The organism is Paenibacillus camerounensis (genome assembly GCF_000723885.1).
Lineage (GTDB): Bacteria > Bacillota > Bacilli > Paenibacillales > Paenibacillaceae > Paenibacillus_AQ > Paenibacillus_AQ camerounensis.
Window position 1 is genome coordinate 1 of sequence record NZ_CCDG010000096.1, and the last position, 23,255, is coordinate 23,255.

Annotated in this window: 17 protein-coding genes; 8 read left to right on the forward strand and 9 right to left on the reverse strand. The window is 53.7% G+C overall.

Features of this window, described 5'->3' with window-relative positions:
* Positions 1-122 precede the first annotated feature (122 nt).
* The 6 genes from BN3772_RS27880 to BN3772_RS27905 all read right to left on the reverse strand — a co-directional run bounded on the left by BN3772_RS27880 (position 123) and on the right by BN3772_RS27905 (position 7,315).
* Positions 123-968 (reverse strand): carbohydrate ABC transporter permease, encoded by an 846-nt coding sequence (locus BN3772_RS27880; RefSeq protein ID WP_042203674.1) that lies wholly within the window; start codon positions 966-968, stop codon positions 123-125.
* Between the two features lie 16 nt (positions 969-984).
* Positions 985-1,863, reverse strand: coding sequence for a carbohydrate ABC transporter permease (locus BN3772_RS27885; protein WP_042203676.1), 879 nt, complete (start codon positions 1,861-1,863; stop codon positions 985-987).
* A gap of 84 nt (positions 1,864-1,947) precedes the next feature.
* Positions 1,948-3,219, reverse strand: coding sequence for an extracellular solute-binding protein (locus BN3772_RS27890; protein ID WP_086074798.1), 1,272 nt, complete (start codon positions 3,217-3,219; stop codon positions 1,948-1,950).
* 153 nt (positions 3,220-3,372) lie between these two features.
* A complete protein-coding gene (locus tag BN3772_RS27895; RefSeq protein WP_042203679.1) occupies positions 3,373-4,194 on the reverse strand; it encodes a hypothetical protein in 822 nt (273 codons plus the stop codon).
* Between the two features lie 198 nt (positions 4,195-4,392).
* Positions 4,393-5,505, reverse strand: coding sequence for a response regulator transcription factor (locus tag BN3772_RS27900; protein WP_042203681.1), 1,113 nt, complete (start codon positions 5,503-5,505; stop codon positions 4,393-4,395).
* Complete coding sequence (locus BN3772_RS27905) at positions 5,483-7,315, reverse strand: sensor histidine kinase (RefSeq protein ID WP_042203682.1); 1,833 nt, start codon at positions 7,313-7,315, stop codon at positions 5,483-5,485. The genes BN3772_RS27900 and BN3772_RS27905 overlap by 23 nt, the downstream gene beginning before the upstream one ends.
* A gap of 190 nt (positions 7,316-7,505) precedes the next feature.
* Between BN3772_RS27905 and BN3772_RS27910 the strand changes: the two genes are divergently transcribed.
* The 3 genes from BN3772_RS27910 to BN3772_RS27920 all read left to right on the forward strand — a co-directional run bounded on the left by BN3772_RS27910 (position 7,506) and on the right by BN3772_RS27920 (position 12,753).
* Positions 7,506-8,492 carry a LacI family DNA-binding transcriptional regulator gene (locus tag BN3772_RS27910; RefSeq protein ID WP_042203684.1) on the forward strand — a complete coding sequence of 329 codons (987 nt, stop codon included), beginning with the start codon at positions 7,506-7,508 and terminating at the stop codon, positions 8,490-8,492.
* 55 nt (positions 8,493-8,547) lie between these two features.
* Entirely contained in the window at positions 8,548-10,827 is a 2,280-nt protein-coding gene (locus tag BN3772_RS27915) for an alpha-galactosidase (protein WP_042203712.1), read from the forward strand.
* A gap of 213 nt (positions 10,828-11,040) precedes the next feature.
* On the forward strand, positions 11,041-12,753 hold the full coding sequence (locus tag BN3772_RS27920) for a methyl-accepting chemotaxis protein (protein ID WP_042203686.1): 1,713 nt from the start codon (positions 11,041-11,043) through the stop codon (positions 12,751-12,753).
* A gap of 77 nt (positions 12,754-12,830) precedes the next feature.
* On the opposite strand, the gene BN3772_RS27925 is transcribed toward BN3772_RS27920, so the two are convergent.
* The gene (locus tag BN3772_RS27925; protein ID WP_042174350.1) at positions 12,831-13,322 is read right to left on the reverse strand and encodes a pyridoxamine 5'-phosphate oxidase family protein; all 492 of its coding nucleotides are present in this window, start codon (positions 13,320-13,322) and stop codon (positions 12,831-12,833) included.
* Positions 13,323-13,496: 174 nt separating this feature from the next.
* Positions 13,497-15,029, reverse strand: coding sequence for a glycoside hydrolase family 31 protein (locus BN3772_RS27930; RefSeq protein ID WP_042203688.1), 1,533 nt, complete (start codon positions 15,027-15,029; stop codon positions 13,497-13,499).
* A gap of 114 nt (positions 15,030-15,143) precedes the next feature.
* Here BN3772_RS27930 and BN3772_RS27935 point away from each other — a divergent pair, with 114 nt between their 5' ends.
* From BN3772_RS27935 to BN3772_RS27955, 5 genes are all read left to right on the forward strand, one after another.
* Positions 15,144-16,013: a helix-turn-helix domain-containing protein gene (locus BN3772_RS27935; RefSeq protein WP_086074794.1), complete on the forward strand. Its 870-nt coding sequence runs from the start codon at positions 15,144-15,146 to the stop codon at positions 16,011-16,013.
* Positions 16,014-16,124: 111 nt separating this feature from the next.
* Positions 16,125-18,494 (forward strand): helix-turn-helix domain-containing protein, encoded by a 2,370-nt coding sequence (locus BN3772_RS27940; RefSeq protein ID WP_042203690.1) that lies wholly within the window; start codon positions 16,125-16,127, stop codon positions 18,492-18,494.
* 260 nt (positions 18,495-18,754) lie between these two features.
* The gene (locus BN3772_RS27945) at positions 18,755-20,386 is read left to right on the forward strand and encodes an extracellular solute-binding protein (protein ID WP_042203691.1); all 1,632 of its coding nucleotides are present in this window, start codon (positions 18,755-18,757) and stop codon (positions 20,384-20,386) included.
* A 74-nt stretch (positions 20,387-20,460) separates the two neighbouring features.
* Positions 20,461-21,420, forward strand: a complete 960-nt coding sequence (locus BN3772_RS27950) for an ABC transporter permease (protein ID WP_425280470.1) — start codon at positions 20,461-20,463, stop codon at positions 21,418-21,420.
* 12 nt (positions 21,421-21,432) lie between these two features.
* Positions 21,433-22,314, forward strand: coding sequence for a carbohydrate ABC transporter permease (locus BN3772_RS27955; RefSeq protein ID WP_042203694.1), 882 nt, complete (start codon positions 21,433-21,435; stop codon positions 22,312-22,314).
* A gap of 89 nt (positions 22,315-22,403) precedes the next feature.
* On the opposite strand, the gene BN3772_RS27960 is transcribed toward BN3772_RS27955, so the two are convergent.
* Positions 22,404-23,252 carry a carbohydrate ABC transporter permease gene (locus BN3772_RS27960; RefSeq protein ID WP_042203696.1) on the reverse strand — a complete coding sequence of 283 codons (849 nt, stop codon included), beginning with the start codon at positions 23,250-23,252 and terminating at the stop codon, positions 22,404-22,406.
* Positions 23,253-23,255 lie beyond the last annotated feature (3 nt).

Below are 23,255 nucleotides of genomic sequence, written 5' to 3' on the forward strand. Positions count from 1 at the left end.
AACCGGACCTCTAATGATTCGTCCCAAGCGTAAAATCCGGTTTACATCATATTAGTCCTGTTAATTCTGTCACTCCTGTTAATCCTGCTGTTAGTCCTGCAAAATGCATTCCTCCGGAACAATCAGCCCTTTACCGCCGAGCCCACCGTCATCGCCCGCTCCACCTGCTCACTCAGCAGCAGATAGACGAGCACCATAGGAAGCGATGCAATCGTCATAACTGCACCCATCGCTCCCCAGTCCGTACTGTAAGAGCCCTGGAAAAAGAGCAGCCCGAGCGGCAGTGTCTTCATATTTTCATCGGATATCAAAATATAAGCCAAGGTGAATTCGTTCCAGTTGTTCAGGAATTGGAAAATCGCAATGGTAGCAATCGCCGGAAGCGCCAATGGCAGAATAACCTGCCCAAACAGCCGGTAGATGCTGGCCCCGTCAATGCAGGCCGCCTCCTCTATTTCCCGGGGAATGCTCACGAGGAATCCGTAGAATACCATTGTTGAGAAGGGCAGACCAATGGCTATGTAGGGAATGATAAGCGCCCCATAGGTATTAGTAAGGTGGAAATCACGCACCAGAATGGCCAAAGGTATCATAATTACCTGCAGCGGCATGAACATCCCGACAATCATATACGTTCTGACCGCCGAGCGGAATCTCCACTGCATCCGGGCTACCGCAAAAGCGAACATCAGCGCCAGCAGTAGAATAAATAATGTAGATATAATAGATACAATGAAGCTGTTCATAAAATAACGCGGAATGTTAAACTGTGTCCAGGCATTTACATAGTTCTCGAACCGGAAATGGGTCGGGAAGCCAAACGGGTTGGTGACGAAGATTTCGTCATTATTTTTCAGGGAATAGGAGATCATCCAGAACAGCGGGTAGACAGAGACAATAAAGTACAGCCACAGCGGAATTTGCAGCAGGAAGCTGCCGATGGACCGGAATGCAGTTTTTGAGTTCATGTTGTGCTCCTTTCCATTAGGCATGCTGTCCGCGGTCGAATACTTTGTTAATGACAACAGTCGCTACAAGCGAGATCATAACAAGCAGAACCGATACAGCGCAGGCATAACCATAGTTACTCTCCATAAAAGCATACCGGTAAATCATAAAGGTCAACGTATAGTTGGTCGTACCCGGTCCGCCGTTGGTCATAATCAGCATCTGTACAAAGGCTCCGATACCGGAAGTAATCGCGATCGTGAAGCAAAACTTGAATGTCTCGCGCATCAGCGGCAGGGTGACATGCCAGTGCGCCCGCCATTTACCGCAGCCGTCTATTGTCGCAGCCTCGAAGTAGTCCTCAGGTACAGCTTTAACACCCGCGTACAAAAGCGAGAACTGATAGCCCATGAACTGCCAGGCGTTGACAAAAGCAATCGCAATAATCGACTGTGTCGGCGAAACCAGCCAGTTTTGCTGATAAGGAATGCCCAGCACATCAAACAGCTTGTTCACCAGCCCGTTCGTCGGGTCGTACATCGCGATCCATAGCTGGCAGACAACGGTCACCGACAGAACTACGGGGATAAAATAAGCCGTCTTCAGCAGCTTGCGTCCGCGGACCTTCGGATTGGCGCAGACCAGCGCAAGTATGGTACCCAGCCCGATCTGGAATACAGCAAGTACAAGAGCGAACAGTCCACCGTTCTTAAGCGAAGTTGCCAGCAGCGGATCACCGAACAGCTCACGGTAATTGGACAGGCCCGCAAAGGTTGCGGTGCTCAGCCCGTCCCAGTCATAGAAGCTGCGAACTACCGACTGCAGCACAGGATAGATCAGGATAACACTGTATAACAGCAGGGCAGGGAGCAGAAACAGCGCCAGTGCCGGTTTATTTCCCAAGTATTTATTCATGCGGTTCTTTCCCTCCAAGTTCCTGTCACAGCCTGACCCCGGGGCAAGGGCCACAGGGTCGGGACTGTATCAGAGTTCCTTAAATTACTGATTTTCTTTACTAAGCGTACGGTTAAGGTTGGTTACAAAATCCTCTGCAGTAAAGCCGTCTACCAGCATATTCTGCGTGTTGTCATTGATGGCATTCTGAATCTGGGTATTGCTCAGCAGCTTCGCATATTCTTTGGCATTGGGCAGCAGCTCATCGGCGATCCGCTGCATCATAACCGGTACATCGGATGCGATTGGCTTATCGGTTTTAGGCGAAACGATCGGGCTGCCCAGCTGGGTATATTTATACTCGGCTGATTTGGCTGCCAGGAAAGCGGCTACCTTAACTGCGGTTTCTTTGTTATCGCTTGCCGGAGATACAGCGTAGCCCTGCGGGGAGCCTGCTCCCGCGATGTTATATTTGGACGCCTCGTACGTGGCTTCGTCCTTAGCCGGCCAGTACATCCAGTCTACCTGGTCACCGAGCTTCTCAGCCGAGCTGTAGATTTCCCATTGGCCGTTGACGAACATACCTGCACGCCCCTGGTAGAATTGGGAGGACGCCTGGTCATAGTTCGTATTGGTTGCGTTCGCGTCGAACAATCCGGCCTGCTGCAGCTTTTCGAGCTGCTGGGCTGCTGTTACGAACGACTGCGGCAGCTCTGCCAGCCCCTGCTCATCCAATGCGCCGAAGCCGGCAGCCTCCTCACGGGTTACGAGACCGTTGTAGAACGCGGAGGTAATCCATTTTTCTTTTGCAAAGATCGACATCGGCACATAGCCCGCTTCCTTCAATTTGCCGGCTGCAGCCGCCAGCTCATCGTAGGTCTTGATTGGGGTGGCAATGCTTAATTCTTCAAAGATGGTTTTGTTGTAATAGATCACCTGGAATTCAATGCCCGTATCGGGATAGGCGTATACATGTCCGTCCGGGGCAATCAGGCGCGATTCTACGCCGGGGTTCAAGCTGTTTTTGTAATCGGTGGTGGCTTCGTAATCATCAAGCACTTCTACATTTTTGGATTTGGCAAAAGTCTGCAGTGTCGCCCAGTCCGTGAAGTAAATATCAGGCATGTTCCCGGTTGCGGCATAGGTCTTCAGCTTCTGGTTGCCGTCCTGCACCGCCGGATCAAGCTCGATCTCCACCTCCGGCATTTCCTTCTGCAGCTCGGCCACCGCATAATCAAACGGCCCTTTGGTGTCATCGTCAAAATGCTGGGCATACACCTTCAGTTTGACCGCACCGCCCTCTGCCGCTGTATCTGCTGCCGGATTATTATTGGAAGCCGTATTGCCTCCTCCGCAGGCCGAGAGCACCAGTGTCATGGAAAGCGTTATCATGATTGCACTTAAACGTTTGCGCTGATTATTCAATTTTGTTTCCCCCTCGTGCGAGTATATGTCTTTAGGCTAGGCTGTGCGTGCTACATTCACATTATAGCCTCAGGCCGCTGCTGATCTTAAGGCACAAAACGGGCATTACCCGTAAAAAACGGGACAAAAAGAAAAGCCACCCCTATGGAGTGACGAGATCATTCCGCCAACTGGCCCGCTTTCGGCGGAATTAAAGGCATTTTTGCCTCTCCTTCCGCCAACTGGCCTGCTTTCGGCGGAATCAAAGGCATTTTTGCCTCTCCTTCCGCCAACTGGCCCGCTTTCGGCGGAATCAAAGGCATTTGTGCCTCTCATTTCGCCAACGTGCCTGCTTTCGGCGAAATCAAAGGCACTTTTGCCTCTCATTCCGCCAACTGGCCCGCTTTCGGCGGAATCAAAGGCATTTATGCCTCTCATTCCGCCAACGTGCCTGCTTTCGGCGAAATCAAAGGCATTTGTGCCTCTCATTTCGCCAACGTGCCTGCTTTCGGCGGAATCAAAGGCATTTGTGCCTCTCATTTCGCCAACTGGCCCGAATTCGGCGGAATTAAAGGCATTTGTGCCTCTCATTTCGCCAACTGGCCCGCTTTCGGCAGAATCAAAGGCACTTTTGCCTCTCATTCCGCCAGCATGCCCGCTTTCGGCGGAATCAAAGGCATTTTTGCCTCTCATTTCGCCAACTGGCCCGAATTCGGCGGAATCAAAGGCATTTGTGCCTCTCATTTCGCCAACTGGCCCGCTTTCGGCGAAATCAAAGGCATTTGTGCCTCTCATTTCGCCAACGTGCCTGCTTTCGGCGAAATCAAAGGCATTTTTGCCTCTCATTCCGCCAACTGGCCCGCTTTCGGCGGAATCAAAGGCATTTGTGCCTCTCATTTCGCCAACTGGCCCGCTTTCGGCGGGATCAAAGGCATTTGTGCCTCTCATTCCGCCCCTGGGCACGGAAAACGGGAGCTAAGGGGGCTGCTGCAGACAGCCGGAGCGGTTGTGACTTGGCATGAGAAGAATAAGCCTGGTGCGCCGCCCCCTGGCAGGCTGAATACTTTTTCCAGCCAGGTTCAATCGCCTCACACCAGATTATATCCGCCAGCAGGTACAATCGCCGCCCCCGCCCGGCACCCCGGGCTACTTCCGCACCAGCTGCTCATATTCGGTCGGAGTTACACCGAAGCGCTTTTTGAAGCTTTTACTGAAATAGCTCGGGTCCGCATAGCCTACACTCTCGGAGATGTCGGCCAGCCTGCGGTTGCCGCCGAGCAGAAGCTCACGGGCTTTTTTCATGCGGATATGGGTGACGTGGTCGACAATGGAATGGCCGGATTCCTTGCGGAAGACGCGGCGCAGATAACTGGAGTCTACAAAGACGCCGCCTGCCACCTGCTCAGCCGATAGCTCCGCATCCGCATAATGCTGCTCGATATAGCGGATAGCGGCGTTGAACAGATTCGAGGCCTTGGTCGGCTTCACGTCCTCCGTCAGCTGGATCACCCTGCGGTACAGGGCGGTCAGCCATTCCTCCGCTTCATCCCAGGAGACACAGGCCTTCAGCCTGTCATAGGGTGCTTTGTCTTCACCGCTGTCCCAGACCCGGCTGTACGAAAATCCGCGCTCCCCGGCAAAGGTCAATGCCAGCGAGAGCAGCCCCATCATCATTGCGTCTGCATATTCGTCTCCCCAGGTACTGCCGCGCAGCTGGCTGACTGCCTTGCGCACCTCCTCCAGCACATCGGCATCCTTCATGCGCAGGCCCAGCACGATGGCATCCCGCACCGAGCCCAGCTCAGGCATATCCTGTCCGGAGGCGTGCTCCGCCGTCCCGCTGCCGTCTGCCGCCTGCTGCACCGCTTCCCGTCCGCCGGACAAGCGCGGCAGCTTCGGCCGGATGCGCTCCAGCATCTCCGTCATTTCCGCTTCGTTGAAGGGCTTAAGCAGATAATCCTGCACACCTGTGCGGACCGCCTTCTGTACATACTCAAATTCATTGTGCCCCGAAATGAACACAATCACGATCCGCTCAAAGCGGTCCTTCAGCTTGCCTGCCAGCTCGATTCCGTCCATAAAGGGCATATTAATATCGACTAGCGCCAGATGCGGCCGGTGCTTCTCCGCTTCCACAAGCGCCTCCTGCCCGTTCCTGGCCTCGCAGCATACCTCGAAGCCCAAGCGCTGCCAGTCCATTTTGAGCCTCAAAAAATCACGGAACAGCGGCTCGTCATCAACAATCATCACCTTGTACATCGTGCACATCCCTCTTTTCATTTCCAAGCATCGGCAATGCCAGCTCTACAACCGTTCCCTCACCGGCGGCACTCCGCACGCTCAGGCCATATTCCTCACCGAAGTACAGGCTCAGCCGCTGCCGGACACTGTATGTGCCGATTGACCGGGTCTCCTCCCCGGGAGAGTATCCGGACATAACCGCCTCAATCCGCTCCTCATCCATACCCACACCGTTATCTGTTACAGTAACGATTACCTTGCCCCCGGCTATCCCGGCCTGGATCCGGATGAAGCCCTTGCTCCCCTTCTTTTTCAGGCCATGGTAAATAGCGTTCTCAACCAGCGGCTGCAGCGACAGCTTCGGAACCGGGGTTCCCGACAGCCCGGGCGGGATATCAATCTCATAACGGAATACGTCAGGGTAGCGGATCTGCATAATTGCCAGGTAATCGTCCGTAATCTGGGCTTCTTTTTCGAGAATGATCAGCTCCCGCCCCTTATTGAGCACCATCCGGTAAAAATCTGCCAGCGCCTTGGTCGTATCGCGTGCCTCCTCGTTGCGGTCCAGCTCATTCAGCACATAAATGGTATCCAGTGTGTTATACAAAAAATGCGGCTTAATCTGCGCGCTGATCAGAGCCAGCTCATACTCACGCTTACGGTTCTGCTCCTCGGTTACCTTGTCCAGCAGCTCTCCAACCCGGCCGACCATGAAGTTAAATGCCTCAGCAATGGTACCGATCTCGTCCTCCGTCTTAGCCGCGGGAACCGGACGGAGGTCTCCGCTCACTACCTGGCGCATCGCCCTTGTCAGCCGTTCCAGCGGACTTGCCACCTTCCGCGAGAGCAGATTGGCCCCAAACAGGGAAAAAATCAGGCAGAGCGCCCCGACCAGCGCAGTCAGCCGCACATTCTGCTGCACATCCGCTGTCAACAGCTTAAGGGAAACAACGTTAATCAGCTCCCAGTTCATCCGGCCGTAATGACTGACCGTGACCAGATTCCCTCTCTCCTGATAGGAAAAGCTGGCCTGACCGGCAAGGCCGCCGGCCGCCCCGATCTCCGCTGCTACCGATTGCTCCACCGGCTGGAGCAGACTGCTTTTGTCCGCTGCGGCTACAATCCGCCCCCGCTCATCCATGAAATAATAAGCTTTGGGTGCAGCCGGATCGCTTGACTTAAGAAATGCCGACAGCTGCTCCTCATCAACCATCAGAAAGAGCGTTCCCAGCGGCTCGCCGCTGCCGATGTTAATGACCATTTTGCCCAGTGTCAGTACAGGCGATGATGGATCAGCTGTCAGGTAGCTCCGCTGCTCCATCCCGAACCAATGGGAAACGCCATAGCTGTCCGAAGTGAGCACCTGCTCCAGCATGCCGCTCGCGGCAAGGCCCTCCTCATTAACGCCGGAGGTATACGATGGGTACACAGTGCCGTCATTGCTGACGAACACCGCCGCCCCCACTTCCCGGAAAATTGACAGGTCCGTAGACAGCCGGCTCTGCATGAGGTTGGCAAAACGCACCTGCTCCAGCGGAACCGTCTGCACACCCGGATACATTTCATACAGCCTGTTGATATTCGTAACCATAATATTGGCTGCAGTCTCGGCACTGCGCAGAATATAATCGGTGCGCGACAGAATCAGCTGCGATTCATCCGCTACATTGCGTGTTGTCCGCTCAATCAGCGAGCGGCTGAATAAATGACTGGACAATACGCCCAAAATAAGCAAAGACAAGATTAGCAGGGGAAGAAAAATAGCAATGACCTTACTTTTAAAGCGGAGCCTTCCAAACCATCTCCCGATAAGTGCTGTAATCTTCACGCCGGTTCTCCTCCGCCCTCAAATGAATATTCAACATGGTAACATAATCATCCCGGCTTTAGAAGCCGTCATCACAACGGATTCCAGCCGGCCCCGCTAAAAGTCTGCTTGAAAATTCGCCATCCGGATGGTAGGATAAAGGCGTGAATAATATTTAGTAAATTTATTAACTAAAAAAGGCGGGAGCAGCTTGGCAACGATTAAAGATATCGCCCGCGAGGCTGGAGTGTCGGCAGCCACCGTATCACGGGTGTTAAATAATGACCTGTCCCTGTCTGTCAGCGAGGATACGCGGACCCGGATTTTTGCTGTTGCGGAGCAGCTTGATTACAAGCCTGCGAGGCTTAAGCAGCTGAAACGGGATACCGAGCTCAGCGCCAAGAAGGTTTCGCTTCTGCTCTGGTGCTCTCCTGAAGAAGAACGGGATGACCCGTATTACGGCTCGATCCGCCGCGGGGTAGAGCTGCGCTGTGAAGAGCTGGGCATCCGGCTTGATCAGACGCTGCGCGGACGGGCGCCGCAGCATATGCTGCGGCCCGGCGACGGCCTTATCGTTGTAGGCGGCTTCGATCCGAACGATCTCAAGGGGCTGCATGATGACCCGGATACAATCGTGCTTGTAGACCAGTATCAGGAGCGTTCCGATTATGATTCCGTGCGGACGCATTTCCGCCAGGCGGTGGATCAGGCGCTCGGTCATCTGTTTGCCCTCGGCCACCGCGATATCGCTTTTATCGGCGGCGGTGACGGCGGCGAGCGCCGGGCTCATCATTTTGCGCGGATAATGCAGCAGCAAGGCTGTTATGATCCTACGCTGATCCGCACCGGCAGCTGGAGCAGCGCCGACGGCTACCGGATGATGGACGAGCTGCTCTCCGGCGGCAAACGGCCGACAGCCTGCTTCGCAGCCAGCGATCCGCTCGCCGTCGGTGCCCTGCGGGCGCTGCACGAGCATGGCGTGCAGGTGCCGCAGGAGATGGCCATCGTCGGCTTCGACGATATCGAGATGGCTGCTTACGTCCAGCCGCCGCTGACCACCATCCGCGCTTACCCGGAACAGATGGGTAAGGCTGCTGTCCAGCTGCTTGCCGAGCGTTTCGAAGGCCGTGAGGCACCGTCGCATACCATTATCGGCACCAGGCTTATCATCCGGGGAACCTGCGGGGCATCGGAATAATTACACCGAATAGACATCATCATTACTTAAATTAAGGAGAGTTAATAACATGAGCATGAACATTTACGTTGAAGAAGCGTCAGGCCTGTTTCACCTGCAGTCCAAGGATACCAGCTATATTATCCAGCTCGTGGAAGGTTATCCTTCCCATGTATACTGGGGATCACGCCTGCGTCATGACAGCAGTCTGACTGATGCCCTCCAGCTACGCGAGCGGTCGTCCTTTTCCCCGAATCCGGTGCCGGGTAAGCCTTCCCTGTCGCTGGATGCCCTGCCGCAGGAGTATCCGCAGTATGGAACAAGTGACTTCCGCCGTCCAGCCTACCAGGCCCGGCTTGCCGACGGCAGCCGAATCACAGAACTTAAATATGCAGGCTACGCGATTTCTTCCGGTAAGCCGGTTCTTGAAGGGCTTCCCGCTGTCTATGCAGAAAGCGATGAAGAAGCGCAGACACTGGAGCTTACCCTGAAGGACGACTTCGCCGGACTTACTGTTAAGCTGCTGTACACCGTCTTTGCCGGTCACAGTGCAATTGCCCGCTCCGTACACTTCGAGCATAACGGCACAGAGCCGCTGCGGCTGGAGCAGGCGCTAAGCGCCTCGGTTGATTTCGCCGATTCGTCCTACGATACCCTGCACCTTAGCGGAGCCTGGGTGAGAGAGCGTCACATCCAGCGCCGCGCGCTTGTTCCCGGTGCTGCAGTGTCGCTGGAGAGCCGCCGCGGCTCAAGCAGCCATCAGCTCAATCCGTTTCTGGCGCTGCTGCGTCCGGGTGCGGATGAAGACAACGGCGAAGTATACGGCTTCAGCCTTGTATACAGCGGCAGCTTTGCAGCTGTTGCTGAAGTGGAGCAGTTCGGTACAACCCGTGTGAATATCGGAATTAACCCGTTTGATTTCTCGTGGCTGCTGGAGCCGGGCCAATCCTTCCAGACTCCAGAGGCCATTCTGGTTTACTCCGGCGAAGGGCTAGGCGGCATGTCTCGCACGTACCACCGGCTATACCGGACCCGTCTGTGCCGCGGCGTACACCGTGAGCAGGCCCGTCCGATCCTGGTCAATAACTGGGAAGCGACTTATTTTGACTTTGATGCCGACAAAATCACCGCCATTGCCAAAGAAGCCGGACCGCTCGGGATTGAGCTGTTTGTCCTCGATGACGGCTGGTTCGGCAAACGGGATAACGATAACAGCTCACTTGGCGACTGGTTCGAGCACAGCCGCAAGCTGCCCGGCGGTCTCGCTGATCTTGCCGGCCGTGTGAACGAAGAAGGCCTGCAATTCGGCCTGTGGGTTGAGCCGGAGATGGTCTCGCCGGACAGCGAGCTGTACCGCAAGCACCCGGACTGGTGCCTGCACGCTGAAGGGCGCCGCCGGACCGAGGCACGTAACCAGCTGATCCTTGACCTTTCGCGTCCGGAGGTCTGCGATTATCTGTATGAAACCTTGAGTGCGGTCTTCTCCAGCGCACCGATTACGTACATCAAATGGGATATGAACCGCAACATGACTGAGGTTGTCTCAGCATCAGCCGGTCCTGAGCGCCAGAAGGAAACTGCACACCGCTACATGCTCGGCCTGTACAATCTGATGGAGCGCCTAACCGCGCGCTTCCCTGATATCCTGTTCGAGAGCTGCTCCGGCGGCGGCGGCCGGTTTGATCCGGGCATGCTGTTCTACATGCCGCAGACCTGGACCAGCGACGACACCGATGCAATCGAGCGCCTCGCGATTCAATACGGCACCAGCATTGTGTACCCTGCCAGCAGCATGGGCGCGCACGTATCTGCAGTACCGAACCATCAGGTAGAACGGACAACCTCGCTTGCGATCCGCGGCGATGTGGCCATGAGCGGCAACTTCGGCTATGAGTTGGACCTGACTGCCTTCACCGAAGCAGAAAAGAGCCTGGCTGCACAGCAGATTGCCCAGTACAAGGAGATCCGCACACTTGTTCAGCAAGGGGACATGTACCGTCTGCTGAGCCCGTTCGAGGGCAGCGGCGATACCGCCTGGATGTTCGTCAGCGAAGATAAGACGGAAGCCTTCGTAGCCTATTTCCGTGTACTTGCCAAGCCGAACGCTCCAATAACGCGTCTCACACTAAAAGGGCTTGATCCTGAGCTGGACTATGTGCTTGAGACCGGCGCTGCCGGCAGCTCTGACAGCCACGGCGCTGCGGATATAGCTGCTGTCAGCACTGCTCCGTTCCAGTCTGCCTTTGGCGGCACACCTTACGGCGGCGACCGTCTGATGCGCATCGGGCTCGTTGTCTCCGATCTGCGCGGCGATTTCACCAGCTGCACCTACCGTCTGAGAGCAGTACAACGCTAAGCTTGCTCCAAGACACAGTCTGCTGATTACAGCAATACCACTGGATCAAAAAAGGGTATTTATCTCCGTCCCGGGGATGAATACCCTTTTTCTTATTCTGCTAATTCAGAAGGTCTGGAATTCCCCTTATCTGCTCAACAAACAGCTGTATTCTGTCGATATATATTCAGTTAAAATAATTAACATTATAGAGAAACAAAGGGGACATCCTGTATGAGACTGTTAAAAAACCTGGGTATTGCAAAAAAGCTTATGATTCTCATCCTGGTGAGTGCAGCTTCTCTTCTTACCATCGGAACAATCGGGCAGGTCTATACGAATATAATGGCCGATAAATCTACAGTAATGTACGAGGAGAATCTTATCCCGCTCAAAACCGTCATGCAGATCCGGATCAACGCCAGAGCAAGTGATGCCTATACGCTTGAGCTGCTGACGACCAAAAAGGCTGAACGTATAAAAGAATTAAATGAAGAAATTATTTCCGCATGGGCGGAAATTGACGGTATGATCGGGGAGATTGAAGCGACACATCTCCGGGAAGAGGAGCGTCAGCTTATAGCGCAGTATCATGAGCAGGCTGCGGTGCTCGAAGCTTCAAGACTTCAGGTCATTGAATTAGCCTCACAGAACAAAAATGAGCTGGCCTATATAGTCTATACAGAAGAAATAGAATCCCAGCGCAAGCTGGTCAATGACACGCTAAAAGCCTTGCAGCAATCCAAGGTTGATGGAGCCGGGGAAATCAATTCGGAGAATCAGAGCCGGGTCACCCGGATTACGATTATTGCCTCATCTATCATGATGGGTACGCTCCTGCTGCTTGTGCTCCTCGGCCTGCTGATCTCGCGTATGATTGTCAGACCGGTCAAGGAGGTAAGAAGCCTGCTGCTGCAAGCTGAGCATGGTGACTTCACCGTGAAAAGCAGCTATGTCTCCAAAGACGAGATCGGCGGGCTATCCGCTTCCTTTAATGAAATGACCGGCAAGCTGCAGTCGATCTTCAGCACCGTCCAGGAATCCTCACATTTCGTCGCCTCCACCTCCGAACAGCTTAGCGCAAGCGCTGAGCAGAACAGCCATGCAAGCGGACATATTGCCGAGACCGTACAGGAGCTTGCCACCGGGACGGAAAAGCAGGTTCAACTCGTCGAAGGCAGCTCGGCTTCTATCACGGAGATAAACGGCTACACGCAGACTATTGCCGGCAATACAGAGCAGATGAAGCAGGACGCGCTGCATGCTTCCCGGTTGTCTGCAGAAGGCAACCAGGCCATTAACGAAGTAACGTCCCAGATGAATTCGATCTCCGCCAATGTGCATAGCCTGTATGAAGCAGTCACCAGCCTGAATCACCGCTCCGCCGAGATTGGACAGATCATCAGTGTGATCTCCGGCATTTCTGCACAGACTAATCTTCTTGCGCTGAATGCTTCTATTGAAGCGGCCAGAGCCGGAGAGCACGGACGCGGATTTGCTGTTGTCGCCGGAGAGGTCAGAAAACTGGCAGAGCAGTCGGACCGGTCAGCAGAGCAGGTTACACAGCTAATCCGGCTGATTCAGCAGGATACGGAAATCACCCTGTCCACCATGGACAAAACCTCACAGGAAGTAGAGTCCGGCTTAAGCATTGTTAATCATGCCGGCCGTTCCTTCCACAATATTGAAGAAGCCGTGAGCCGTTTTGTGGACCAGATTGCAGACATTGCCCAAGCTATCCAGATGCTGGCCGAGGGGTCCTCCGGCATCAATGATTCGATTAGCGAGGTCAGCGCTGTAGCCAGGGATTCCGCCTCTATCACCCAGAATATTTCTGCCGCAACCGAAGAGCAGCTGGCTTCCATGCAGGAAATATCCTCTTCGGCCCAGGCGTTAGCCAGTCTTGCTGATGATCTTCAGAAGATTTTGAACCAGTTTAAGATCTGACGTTATGCTTACAAGTTACTGTAATTAGAAAGGAGCTCCGCTTTTGCAGCGGGGCTCCTTTACATTCAAGGTTCGGACTATTCCAGCTCAACCGTCTGATTAAGATTGGAGTCTTCCGTATCCTGATTGGTTATTCTTTTGAACATATAACTCGCCTTCTCGGCAAGATTCCCGCTCTTCCAGTACTCCGCAGATTCGGCATGGACCTGGATCAGGATCACTTCCGGATCATCATAGCTGGTCTTCAGAAAAGCTTCATAGCCCGGATTCCAGTATTCCTTCTTCTTCGCTACATCATCCACAATTCTCGCCACGCCGCGGATCGAGACATAGGATTTATCGGCATATACTACATTCACCCGCGGGTCATGCAGAATCTCGCCGAACTTGCTGGTATCCTTTTTGGTCAGGAACCACAGGTCCCCGTCAAATTCAACCTCCTGCGTCTTCATCGGCCGGGACACCAGACCTTCAGGTGAAATCGTGGTGAACATCGCTGTATCAATACCCTTGATCAGCTTACGTACCGTTTCGACAGCCTCCTGGTGGCTATTGTTCAAAGTTGACATGCTTATCGCCTCATTTCTTCCGTATTAGGTAATAGGTTGTCCAAAGACATACCATTTATTAACCAAAACACGTTGGCGGCTATCCTGAGGGCCGGACATTCATCGAGGCGAAAAAGCTGTATTTAGCCCTAGCGGACACAGATGCTCTTATTATCAGGAAAAATGGACATTATTTCAGTCTAACGGATCCCTCCGGTAATAAGGAAGCCGGCTGAGCGGCACCTCGATTTCCAGCCCGGCCGGGCCGGTAACGGTGCTGCCGTCATCCCCGGTCCAGACGCCTTCAGGGAATATCACACGGCGCTGTCTGCCGCCTTTTTGGATAACCGGGGCAACCAGAACAGAGCTGCCCAGCATGAACTGGTCCTTAACGGCCTCCAGGCCCTGGCCCGGGAACTCATAAGCCATATGGCGCATAATCGGTTCGCCGGTGACGGAGGCGTGGCGGGCCAGCTCCAGGATTTCGCCGCCGAACTGTGCATGCAGCCGGGCTGCCTCTACGCAGATAGCCAAATGCGCCTCATCCAGTACCCGCCAAGGGGCTGCCGAGAACTGCATCATCGGAAACAGCGCCGAGCACTGGGCATACCGGACGAACAGCTCGGGATCAATCCTGGCCGAGGTCAGGCTGCAGAACTCGCCCCCGCCGATCATATCCGGGCAGGTGTAGGCATAACCCAGCAGCCCTTGGGCGAGCCCGTCAGGAATCAGGTCCCCCAGCCCGTTGCCTTGCCATTCATGGCCCTTGTCCTTCAGCCGCTGCACCAGCGGCTGGCCGCCCAGCTTCCAGCAGGCCCGGTACTCGTTCAGCCTGTATTTCAGCCCGGCTCTGGCCCAGGCTTCACTATGCCCGCTGCGCGTGGTAGCCGGAACAAACGCCTGGTCATCCGGCTCATAAAACTCGGCGTCGCCGGCATCCAGCTTAAACCCGTCAATCCCGTACTGCCGCTGCAGGGTATCCAGCTGTTCCTGAATCCACTTCACCGCATCTGGATTCGTACAATCCAGAACTGCGCTATAGCCGTTCCACCATTTCCGGAGGGCTGTCTTGCCTTCCCGGTTCTTCAGCAGAATTCCGGCAGGCTCCAGCTTACGGAAGGTGCGGGAATCCGGGCTGATGAACGGGCAGACCCATAGCATTACCTTGAAGCCGAGGGCGTGAAGCTCCCGGGTCATCCGGCCCGGATCAGGGAACCTTCCGGCATGAAAGGTCCAGGTGCCGTAAGGCTCGTGCCAGTTGTCATCAATCATGATGACGCCCGGCGGCATTCCGTGCTGAAGCACCTTGCGGGCATACTGCAGCACCTTTTCCTGGGTCGGCTCGTACAGCAGCTCGATCCACAGATTATATTGCGGAGCGGTGAACAGCAGCTCCTCCGGGATGCCGGCGGCTGGCGGAAAATAGCTGCGGGACACATGCTCAAACGCCCCTTTTAAGCTGCCGCAGCCCTCACCGGCTATCAGTTCCCCCTTCCCTGTTACCGTTACAGACCCGTCCTCAAAAAGAAATGCAAAGGGCTCTTCACTCCAGATATATCTTCCCAGGCTTGAGAGCAGCAGCGGACTGGCCTGATTACCGTTATGATGCTGGTCCAGATCTGCCCGGAACAGCTCCTGTCCGTAAGGCATGCTTTTGCCGTCTGCGGCACGTCCGCCCCACCAGAATTCACCCGGAAGCAGCCTGATAAGCTGTTCATGCGTTGACATTGAAATCACTCCTTTTTCTATTCCGATCTTACCTGCGGAGCCAGCCGGAGACAATCTAAAAGTTGTGCGCTATAATATAACAGTATTGACTTTTTAGATTCAGGAGGATGAACGGTGACTGAGCCTTCGGCATATGCTTTTCATAACGATGATATCTCAATCTTGATGCTAAGCTCCATCGGGTGGCAGAGGATAAGAAATGCTGAATACAGCTTTGACGGCAATGAGCGCCCGGACTCCGGGCATGTCATTTTTCAATATACGCTCAGCGGGCAGGGCTGGATCGAGGTGGACCAGCAGCTTATTCCGCTGACTAAAGGCTCAGGCTTTCTGGTCAAGGTTCCCGGCAATTACCGCTACTTTTACACGCCGGACAGCCAGCCCTGGGAAATTCTCTGGCTGAATATCAGAGGAGCTGAAGCAGCCCGGATCTGGGATATGATTATCGCCCAGGAGGGCCATGTCATCCGCAGAGAGGCAGATTCCCCGCTGATTACAGCGTTATGGGAGCTGCTGCGGGCCATCGGCGAGGATAAGGTGACCGACAAATACCTGCTCTCCGCCCAGGTCTACAGCTGGCTGCTGACTCTGGTCCGGACGAGCGGTGAGATTTCCAAGGATATCAGCGCGGCTACCAGCTCGATCATTCTAAAGGCCAAAAAATACATGAGGACGCACTACGCCGAGCCGTTGACTCTGGAACTGCTTGCAGAGCATTGCGGGGTCAACAAGCATCATCTGTGCCGGCTGTTCCAGAAATCGGAGCAGACCTCCCCGCTCGCCTATCTAAGGGAACGGCGGGTGGAAGCGGCCGTCTCCCTGCTGCGTACCACCGATCAGTCTATACAGGAAATCGGCCGTGAGTGCGGCTTTGACAGCCCAAGCTACTTTGGCAAGGTATTCCGCGATTATATGTCTATGACCCCGAAGGATTACCGTCTGAAAAAGCTGGAATTTCCATATGATGCGATTTATTATGAGTAAGCCTTGCCTGCGCTCCGGCAGAATTGCCTCCAGAATGTCGATTGTAATCCGCCGGGCGTCCCTGTACAATAAACCATGTCAAAGAATGGAAGTGCCGACAGGAGAATGCGGATGGGGAAAACAAACAAACGCTGGTGGGCCAGCCGCAGCGTGCTGCTCACCTGGACTTTATCTTATTTGGCTGTGCTGCTGCTGCCGGTCATGCTCAGCTCGATTGTCTATTACCAGTCCAGCAGGATGCTGGCTGACGAGATCCACCTGGCTAACAATTCCTTGCTCAGGCAATTAAGAGAGCTGATGGACAAGCAGATTGAAGCGGTCAACCGGCTTGATTTTGAGCTGAGCTGGAATACCAAGTTCCGGGAGCTGGTCGATCAGCACAAGTATGCTATTTTTCCGGAAGAATACATGTATGATCTGTACGATGCCACCAAGGATATGTCCCTCTATCAGTCGGCTTACGGCGAAACGGACCTTTTCTATATCTACCTGGCAGCGAGAGAAACCGTCCTGCTTCCCGGCGTATACCGGAGTTCGAGGTTTGCCTACAATGAGCACCACAAATCAAGTATGCTCAGCTACGAGGAATGGACGGATATTCTGCAGCGCCAAAGGTTCAAGGGCTTCGTGTCCGTGAAGCGCAACAATGAGAACGGCGTTTCTGTGGATGCCCTTGCCTACGTAAGCACTTATGATTACGAGGAGGGCAAACCGTCGGGTGCCAACGTTATCCTGATCGACAAATCCAATATCCTTACCTCCCTGCTTAACATTGAGGCTTTCAGCAAGGGGCATGTGCTGATAGCAGACTCCGATAATAATGTGCTGGTATCCAGCTCTAGTGAGGAGCTTCCCGCCAGGCTTCCCTTTGATACCCAGTCAGGCGGCATGTTCATCTGGGAGTCGGGAGGACGGCAATACGAGGTGTTTTCCATCCAGTCCGGGGTATCCAATCTTAGTTATATCTCTCTTGTTCCCAGCGAGGTGTACTGGAAAAAGGCGGAGCTTGTCCGCAAGCTGACCTTTATCAGTATTCTGGCCAGTCTGCTTGGCGGCGGCTGTCTCACCTACATCTTTTTGCGCAAAAATTATAATCCGCTCCGGCAAATTGTAGGCGCTTTCAACAATAAAGCGGCTCTCCGGGAGAAAGCAACGAACGAATTTCATTTTATCCAGCAGGCTGTGGACAGTACTCTGAATGAAATGGACAACATGATGCTGGAGATGAAAAAACAGCATCACAGCCTGCGCTCCGGCTATATGCTGAAATGGTTCAAAGGCAAACGGGACAATGAGCTTCCGCTGGCTGAAGCTTTGACTGCCTTTGATATCCGCCTGCTGTCGGAGGATTTCGGGATTCTCCTGCTCTACTTGGAGGATGTGGATATTTTTCTGGAAAGGATTCAGGGAAAGACGGCTGCGGAAAAGCTGCGGCTGCTGCATTTTATCGTGTGGAATGTAGTGGAGGAGCTGGTGAATGTCAAACACCGGGGTTACCTGGTTGAAAATGATGACGCCATGCCTTGCCTAGTCAGCCTGTCCGGGCTTCCCCCGGAAGAGCAGGCAGCGGATTTGCTCCAGGCAGCCCGGTCCGCCCAGGAATTCCTCGCCCAAACCTATAGCATCTATATTACTGTGTCAATCAGCCGGGTTCACAGCGGCCTGGAGCAGATTCCCCAGGCCTATCAGGAAGCGCTGGAGGCTATGGAATATAAGCTGGTCATGGGTAAGCAGGAGATTCTCGCCTATGAGGATATTCAGCAGTACAGCATCCAGGCCGATACTGATTCCGGTTATTATTTCCCGCTTCAGAGCGAGCAGCAGCTGATCAATTACGTCAAGGTCGGGGATTTCCCGGCAGCCAAGGCTGCGCTGGATGAAATTGTGCGGATGAATTTCTCGGCTCACCCGGTCAAGCTGCCGCTCGCCCGCTGTCTCATTCTCGACCTGGCCGGTGCACTGATTAAAAGCATGGGCGAGCTTGGCGCGGGACGGGATAATATCCTGACTCAGAATCCCAAAATGATTGACAGGCTCTCCTCCTCCGAGACGCTTTCAGAAATGCAGGAGCAGCTGGAGAGTATGCTGAGGGAGGTCTGTGATTACGCCGGGGCCAGACGCCTGCAGAATGTCCAGGAGAACCGCCAGCGGGCACTGACGGAGCTGATCAGCGAAGTATCCGCTTTTATCGATCAACATTATACTGATCCCGGCTTGAACGTCTCCCAGCTCGGCCAGCAGTTTGATATGAAGCCCACCTACCTGTCCCGGCTGTTCAAGGAGCAGTCCGGTGAAGGTCTGCTGGATACAATCAACAAGAAACGGATTGACTGGTCCAAGCAGCTGATCGCGGATAAACGGCTGACCGTCCAGGAGGCGGCGGAGAAATCCGGCTTCAATGATGTCGGCACATATATCCGTACGTTCAAGAAGCTGGAGGGCATCACCCCCGGCAAATATAAAGAGACCATCGATGGTTGACGCCTCCCTTCCCTGCCTGCCATCCTGTATGGCGGACGGGGATTTTTTATACTGCTTTAGGCGAAAAAAGGCCCCCGAACCCCATTCGCCTATCCCATTGTCTATTTTGCCGATGCTGAACCTGCAGGTTTCAATCCCATTGGATATACTGCGCATGTACAGTCACGCCGGACCAACCTTATAGTTATGGCATGAGCCGCCGCCGTACGGCAGGTTCAGAAAGATAAGCGAATGAAGCACACTCAGGGAGGTTAACAAGAATGAGAAGAGCAAGCAGAACAATCATGTTTTCGCTCATGACATTCCTACTGGCGGGAAGCGCGCTTACAGGATGCTCGGGCAACAGCGGGAACAAGGAGGCCGCCCCATCCACGGACTCGTCTACAGAAGCTGCGGCAGTGACGTATCCCATCAAGACAGATAAGACGCTTACGTATTGGGGAGCACTGCCGAATGCGCTGACCGGGGTAAGATCAGAGCATGCTGAGGTTCCCTTCTATCAGGAATGGCAAAAGCAGACGGGAATCAAAGTAGATTTCACTGCGCCTCCAACCAACCAGATCGATGAATCCTTTAACGTCATGCTGGCATCGGGTGAGCTGCCGGATATGCTGGAATATAACTTTTTCGGTTTCCCCGGCGGACCGGAGAAAGCAATCAAGGATGGCTACATTCTGGAGCTGAATGACCTGATCGACAAATACGCTCCGAATTACAAAAAGTATCTGCAGGAGCATCCCGAGGTCGAGAAAATGGTCAAAACCGATAACGGAAGCCATTATGCCTTTCCTTTTATCCGCGGGGATGAATCTCTCCTGACCTTCCAGGGCCCGGTAATCCGCAAGGACTGGCTGGATGAGCTTGGCCTGCCTGTGCCGGAAACGATCGATGAATGGACAGCAACCTTGAAAGCGTTTAAGGAGAAAAAGGGGGCAGCCGCACCGGTCTCCTTCGTCGGTAAGCCGCGCGTATTCAATGAACTGGGCAACGGCGCTTTTGTAGGTGCGTTCGGCGTTACCCGTGACTTCTATCTGGAAGACGGAAAGGTTAAATTCGGCCCTGCCGAGCCGGGCTATAAGGATTTCCTGAGCCTGTTCCGCCAATGGTATGCTGAGGGGCTGCTGGATAAAGATGTGGCTACAGTGGATTCCAAGGTGATGGATGCGAATATTACATCGGGCGCAACCGGGGCAACCTGGGGCAACTCCGGCGGCGGCATCGGCAAATGGACCCCGATCATCAAAGAAAAGGACCCTAAGGCTTCAATTATAGCAGCGCCGTATCCGGTGCTCGAAAAAGGAACAACTCCTAAGTTCGGACAACGGGATTACTTCATGTCCACCGGCGGTATGGTAGCGATCTCGGCCACCTCCAAGAATGCCGAGCTTGCAGTAAAGCTGCTGGATTACGGCTACAGCGAAGCGGGCAACAGGCTGTTTAACTTCGGAACCGAAGGCGTCAGCTATACTCTTGAGAACGGCGTACCCGTATTTACTGATCTGCTGATGAACAATCCTGAGAAGCTGGCTCCGGCCCAGGCGATGTCACTCTATATCCGCGGCAATACCATGGGGCCTTTTGTTTCTGACAAGGGGGTCTCCGAGCAGTATCTGAACCTGCCTGAGCAGCAGGAAGCAGTAGCAACGTGGCAAAAAACGGATATGGCCAAATACCAGATTCCGCTCGTTACCCCAACCCCGGAGGAAAGTGCAGAATTCGCCAACATCATGGCGGATGTGAACACCCTTGTTGATGAAATGACCCTGAAGATCATTCTGGGGACTGAGCCGCTGGAAGCTTACAACGGGTATCTGGATAAGCTCAATTCCGTCAAGCTCTCCCGGGCAATCGAAATTAAACAGGCGGCGCTGGAGCGGTATTTGCAGCGTTAGACCCCAGAAGGTATAACGGAGCAGGCGGGAGACATCCTCTCCCTGCTTCCTTTAAGGAGGAGGAGCAGAAAACCATGTCTAAACTGGCACCGATGAGCGGATACAAAACCACGGCTTCGCATAACAGCTTTAAACAGCGCTTCATACGTGATTTTAAGCTGAACAAGCTGCTGTATTTTATGATGATCCCTGTCTTGCTTTATTATGTTATTTTCCACTATGCACCTATGTACGGAGCGGTCATCGCCTTTAAGGATTTTTCACCGATGAAAGGGATTATAGGCAGTGACTGGATCGGACTCCAGCATTTCAAGGACTTCTTCTCCAGCTATTACTTCTGGCGCATTCTGAAGAATACGGTGGTCATCAGTGTGTATTCCATTATCTTCATGTTTCCGGCTCCGATTATTCTTGCGCTGCTGATCAACGAAGTCAGACACCAGGCCTTCAAACGGGTCGTTCAGACCGTTTCCTATATGCCTTATTTTATCTCGCTTGTTGTTATCTGCGGTATGATTACCGATTTCACCAACAGCAACGGAGTCATCAACTCGCTATTCTCCCTGTTCGGCTATGACGGAGCCGCGATGCTGCAGAAGCCGGGCCTGTTCCGTCCGGTCTATATCCTGTCCGAAATCTGGCAGAAGATCGGCTGGGAATCCATTATCTACATTGCCGCACTTGCGGGCATCGACCAGGAGCAATATGAGGCCGCCCGGATCGACGGTGCCAGCCGCCTGAAGCAGATGCTGTACATCACGCTGCCGGGGATTCTGCCTACGATCACCATCATGTTCATTCTGCGGATGGGCAACATGCTGAACGTCGGCTTTGAAAAAATCATCCTGCTCTACAGCCCAATTACCTATGAAACCGCTGACGTCATTTCCTCCTTTGTCTACCGCAAAGGTCTGCTGGAATTCGGCTGGAGCTACAGCTCGGCAGTCGGCCTGTTCAACTCGCTTGTGAATCTGATTCTGCTCATCTCGGCCAACTATATCAGCCGTAGGGTCAACAAGAGCAGCTTATGGTAGGAGGAAAATATGATGCAAGCCGAAAACGGCCTTAAGAATAAAGCTTTTGACTGGATGATCAACACCGCACTCATTCTGCTGGTCATCGTTACCCTGTATCCGCTGCTGTACGTCACCTTCGCTTCCTTCAGTGAGTCCTCGCAGCTGGTTGCGAACAAGGGCTTTCTGTTTAAGCCGCTGGGCTTCAGCCTTGATGCCTATAAGAGTGTATTCAGCAATCCCGGCATCATCAAGGGGTATGGAAATACACTGTTCATTCTCGTTGTCGGAGTCACGCTCAACCTGTTCCTGACTGCGGTCGCAGCCTACGTATTATCCAGACGGAACGTGATGTGGAACAATCTGTTCACCTTCCTGATTATCTTCACCATGTTCTTTCATGGCGGACTGATTCCGCTCTACCTGATCGTCAAAAATGTCGGCCTGATCGACTCTCTGTGGGCCACCATTGTTCCGTTCGCAGTCAGCACGTTCAACCTGATCATCATGCGTACCTCCTTCTCGGCTATCCCCGAGAGCCTGGAGGAATCAGCAAAGATTGACGGAGCTAATCATCTGACGATCCTGTTCCGGATCATCCTGCCGCTGTCCAAGCCGGTAGTAGCCGTTATGATCCTCTATTATGCAGTAGAGAAGTGGAACGCATGGTTCTATGCCTCCATTTTCCTGAAGGACCGGAACCTGTTCCCGCTGCAGCTGGTGCTCCGCGAGATTCTGATCGCCAATTCCACCGACAATATGTCCACCGGAGCCAGCTCTGCCGACCAGTTCATGATCGGGGAGACGATTAAATACGCTACGATTATTGTAGCAACAGTACCGATTCTGGTTGTGTATCCTTTTGTGCAGAAGTATTTCGAGAAGGGCGTCATGATCGGTGCGGTGAAGGGGTAACCGGGGCCGGATATTCTGGTAAAAGCAAAACATGCGGTACGCTGTTATCGGCGCACCGCATGTTTATTGTGCTGCCGGAGCAGCCGGGCTTATCCTTTCAATCCGGTTGTGCTGATTCCTTCAACAATATAGCGCTGGAATATGAAGAAGACCAGAATTGGCGGAATGAGCGACAAGGTAGCCATTGCGAACATCGCGGACCAGTCCGTACCGGAGCTCGGGTCGGCGAACAGCCGGAGGGCCACACTGAGCGTGTACAGCTGAGGTCTGCCCAGATAGATCAGCGCACCGAAGAAGTTATCCCAGGCCCAATAAAATTCAAAGATAGCTGCGGTGACCAGCGCCGGCTTGATCAGCGGCAGAATAACCCGGTAGAAAATACCGAACCGGCTGCAGCCGTCAATTTTGGCCGCTTCATCCAGCTCATAGGGAATAGTGCGGATAAACTGCAGCAGCAGGAAGATAAAGAACGCTGAGCCGAAAAAGGCCGGAACAATCAATGGCAGGAACGTATTGACCCAGCCTATTTTATAAAAAATGATATACTGCGGAATCTGCACAATCTGGCCCGGCAGCAGCAGCGTCAGCATGACGGTTGCGAACCAGAAGCCCTTCAGCCTGAACGGTATTCTGGCGAAGCCGTAAGCAATCAGGGAGCAGGAGACAAGCGTCCCTGCCACAACGGAGCAGACAATAATAACGGTATTCTTGAAAAAGGTCCCGAAGGTAATCCCGGCGAACCCGCGCCAGCCGCTGATATAGCTGCCGAAATCCCAGCTGGTCGGAATCAGCGAATGCGCACTTACAAACACCTGGGAGCTTTCTTTCAGGGAGCTGGCTACCATCCAGACAAGCGGATACAGCGAGACGATTCCGATCAGGAGGCATACCAGATGTACCGTCAGCCTGCTGGCATTCTTTTGTGTATTTGGCATCATAGC

Bases quoted from the DNA above. Each gene is read 5' to 3' on its own strand.
- BN3772_RS27880 (WP_042203674.1), bottom strand. From the start codon at position 968: ATGAACTCAAAAACTGCATTCCGGTCCATCGGCAGCTTCCTGCTGCAA.
- BN3772_RS27885 (WP_042203676.1), bottom strand. From the start codon at position 1,863: ATGAATAAATACTTGGGAAATAAACCGGCACTGGCGCTGTTTCTGCTC.
- BN3772_RS27890 (WP_086074798.1), bottom strand. From the start codon at position 3,219: ATGACACTGGTGCTCTCGGCCTGCGGAGGAGGCAATACGGCTTCCAAT.
- BN3772_RS27895 (WP_042203679.1), bottom strand. From the start codon at position 4,194: ATGAGAGGCACAAATGCCTTTGATCCCGCCGAAAGCGGGCCAGTTGGC.
- BN3772_RS27900 (WP_042203681.1), bottom strand. From the start codon at position 5,505: ATGTACAAGGTGATGATTGTTGATGACGAGCCGCTGTTCCGTGATTTT.
- BN3772_RS27915 (WP_042203712.1), top strand. From the start codon at position 8,548: ATGAACATTTACGTTGAAGAAGCGTCAGGCCTGTTTCACCTGCAGTCC.
- BN3772_RS27920 (WP_042203686.1), top strand. From the start codon at position 11,041: ATGAGACTGTTAAAAAACCTGGGTATTGCAAAAAAGCTTATGATTCTC.
- BN3772_RS27925 (WP_042174350.1), bottom strand. From the start codon at position 13,322: ATGTCAACTTTGAACAATAGCCACCAGGAGGCTGTCGAAACGGTACGT.
- BN3772_RS27930 (WP_042203688.1), bottom strand. From the start codon at position 15,029: ATGTCAACGCATGAACAGCTTATCAGGCTGCTTCCGGGTGAATTCTGG.
- BN3772_RS27940 (WP_042203690.1), top strand. From the start codon at position 16,125: ATGGGGAAAACAAACAAACGCTGGTGGGCCAGCCGCAGCGTGCTGCTC.
- BN3772_RS27945 (WP_042203691.1), top strand. From the start codon at position 18,755: ATGAGAAGAGCAAGCAGAACAATCATGTTTTCGCTCATGACATTCCTA.
- BN3772_RS27950 (WP_425280470.1), top strand. From the start codon at position 20,461: ATGTCTAAACTGGCACCGATGAGCGGATACAAAACCACGGCTTCGCAT.
- BN3772_RS27955 (WP_042203694.1), top strand. From the start codon at position 21,433: ATGCAAGCCGAAAACGGCCTTAAGAATAAAGCTTTTGACTGGATGATC.
- BN3772_RS27960 (WP_042203696.1), bottom strand. From the start codon at position 23,252: ATGATGCCAAATACACAAAAGAATGCCAGCAGGCTGACGGTACATCTG.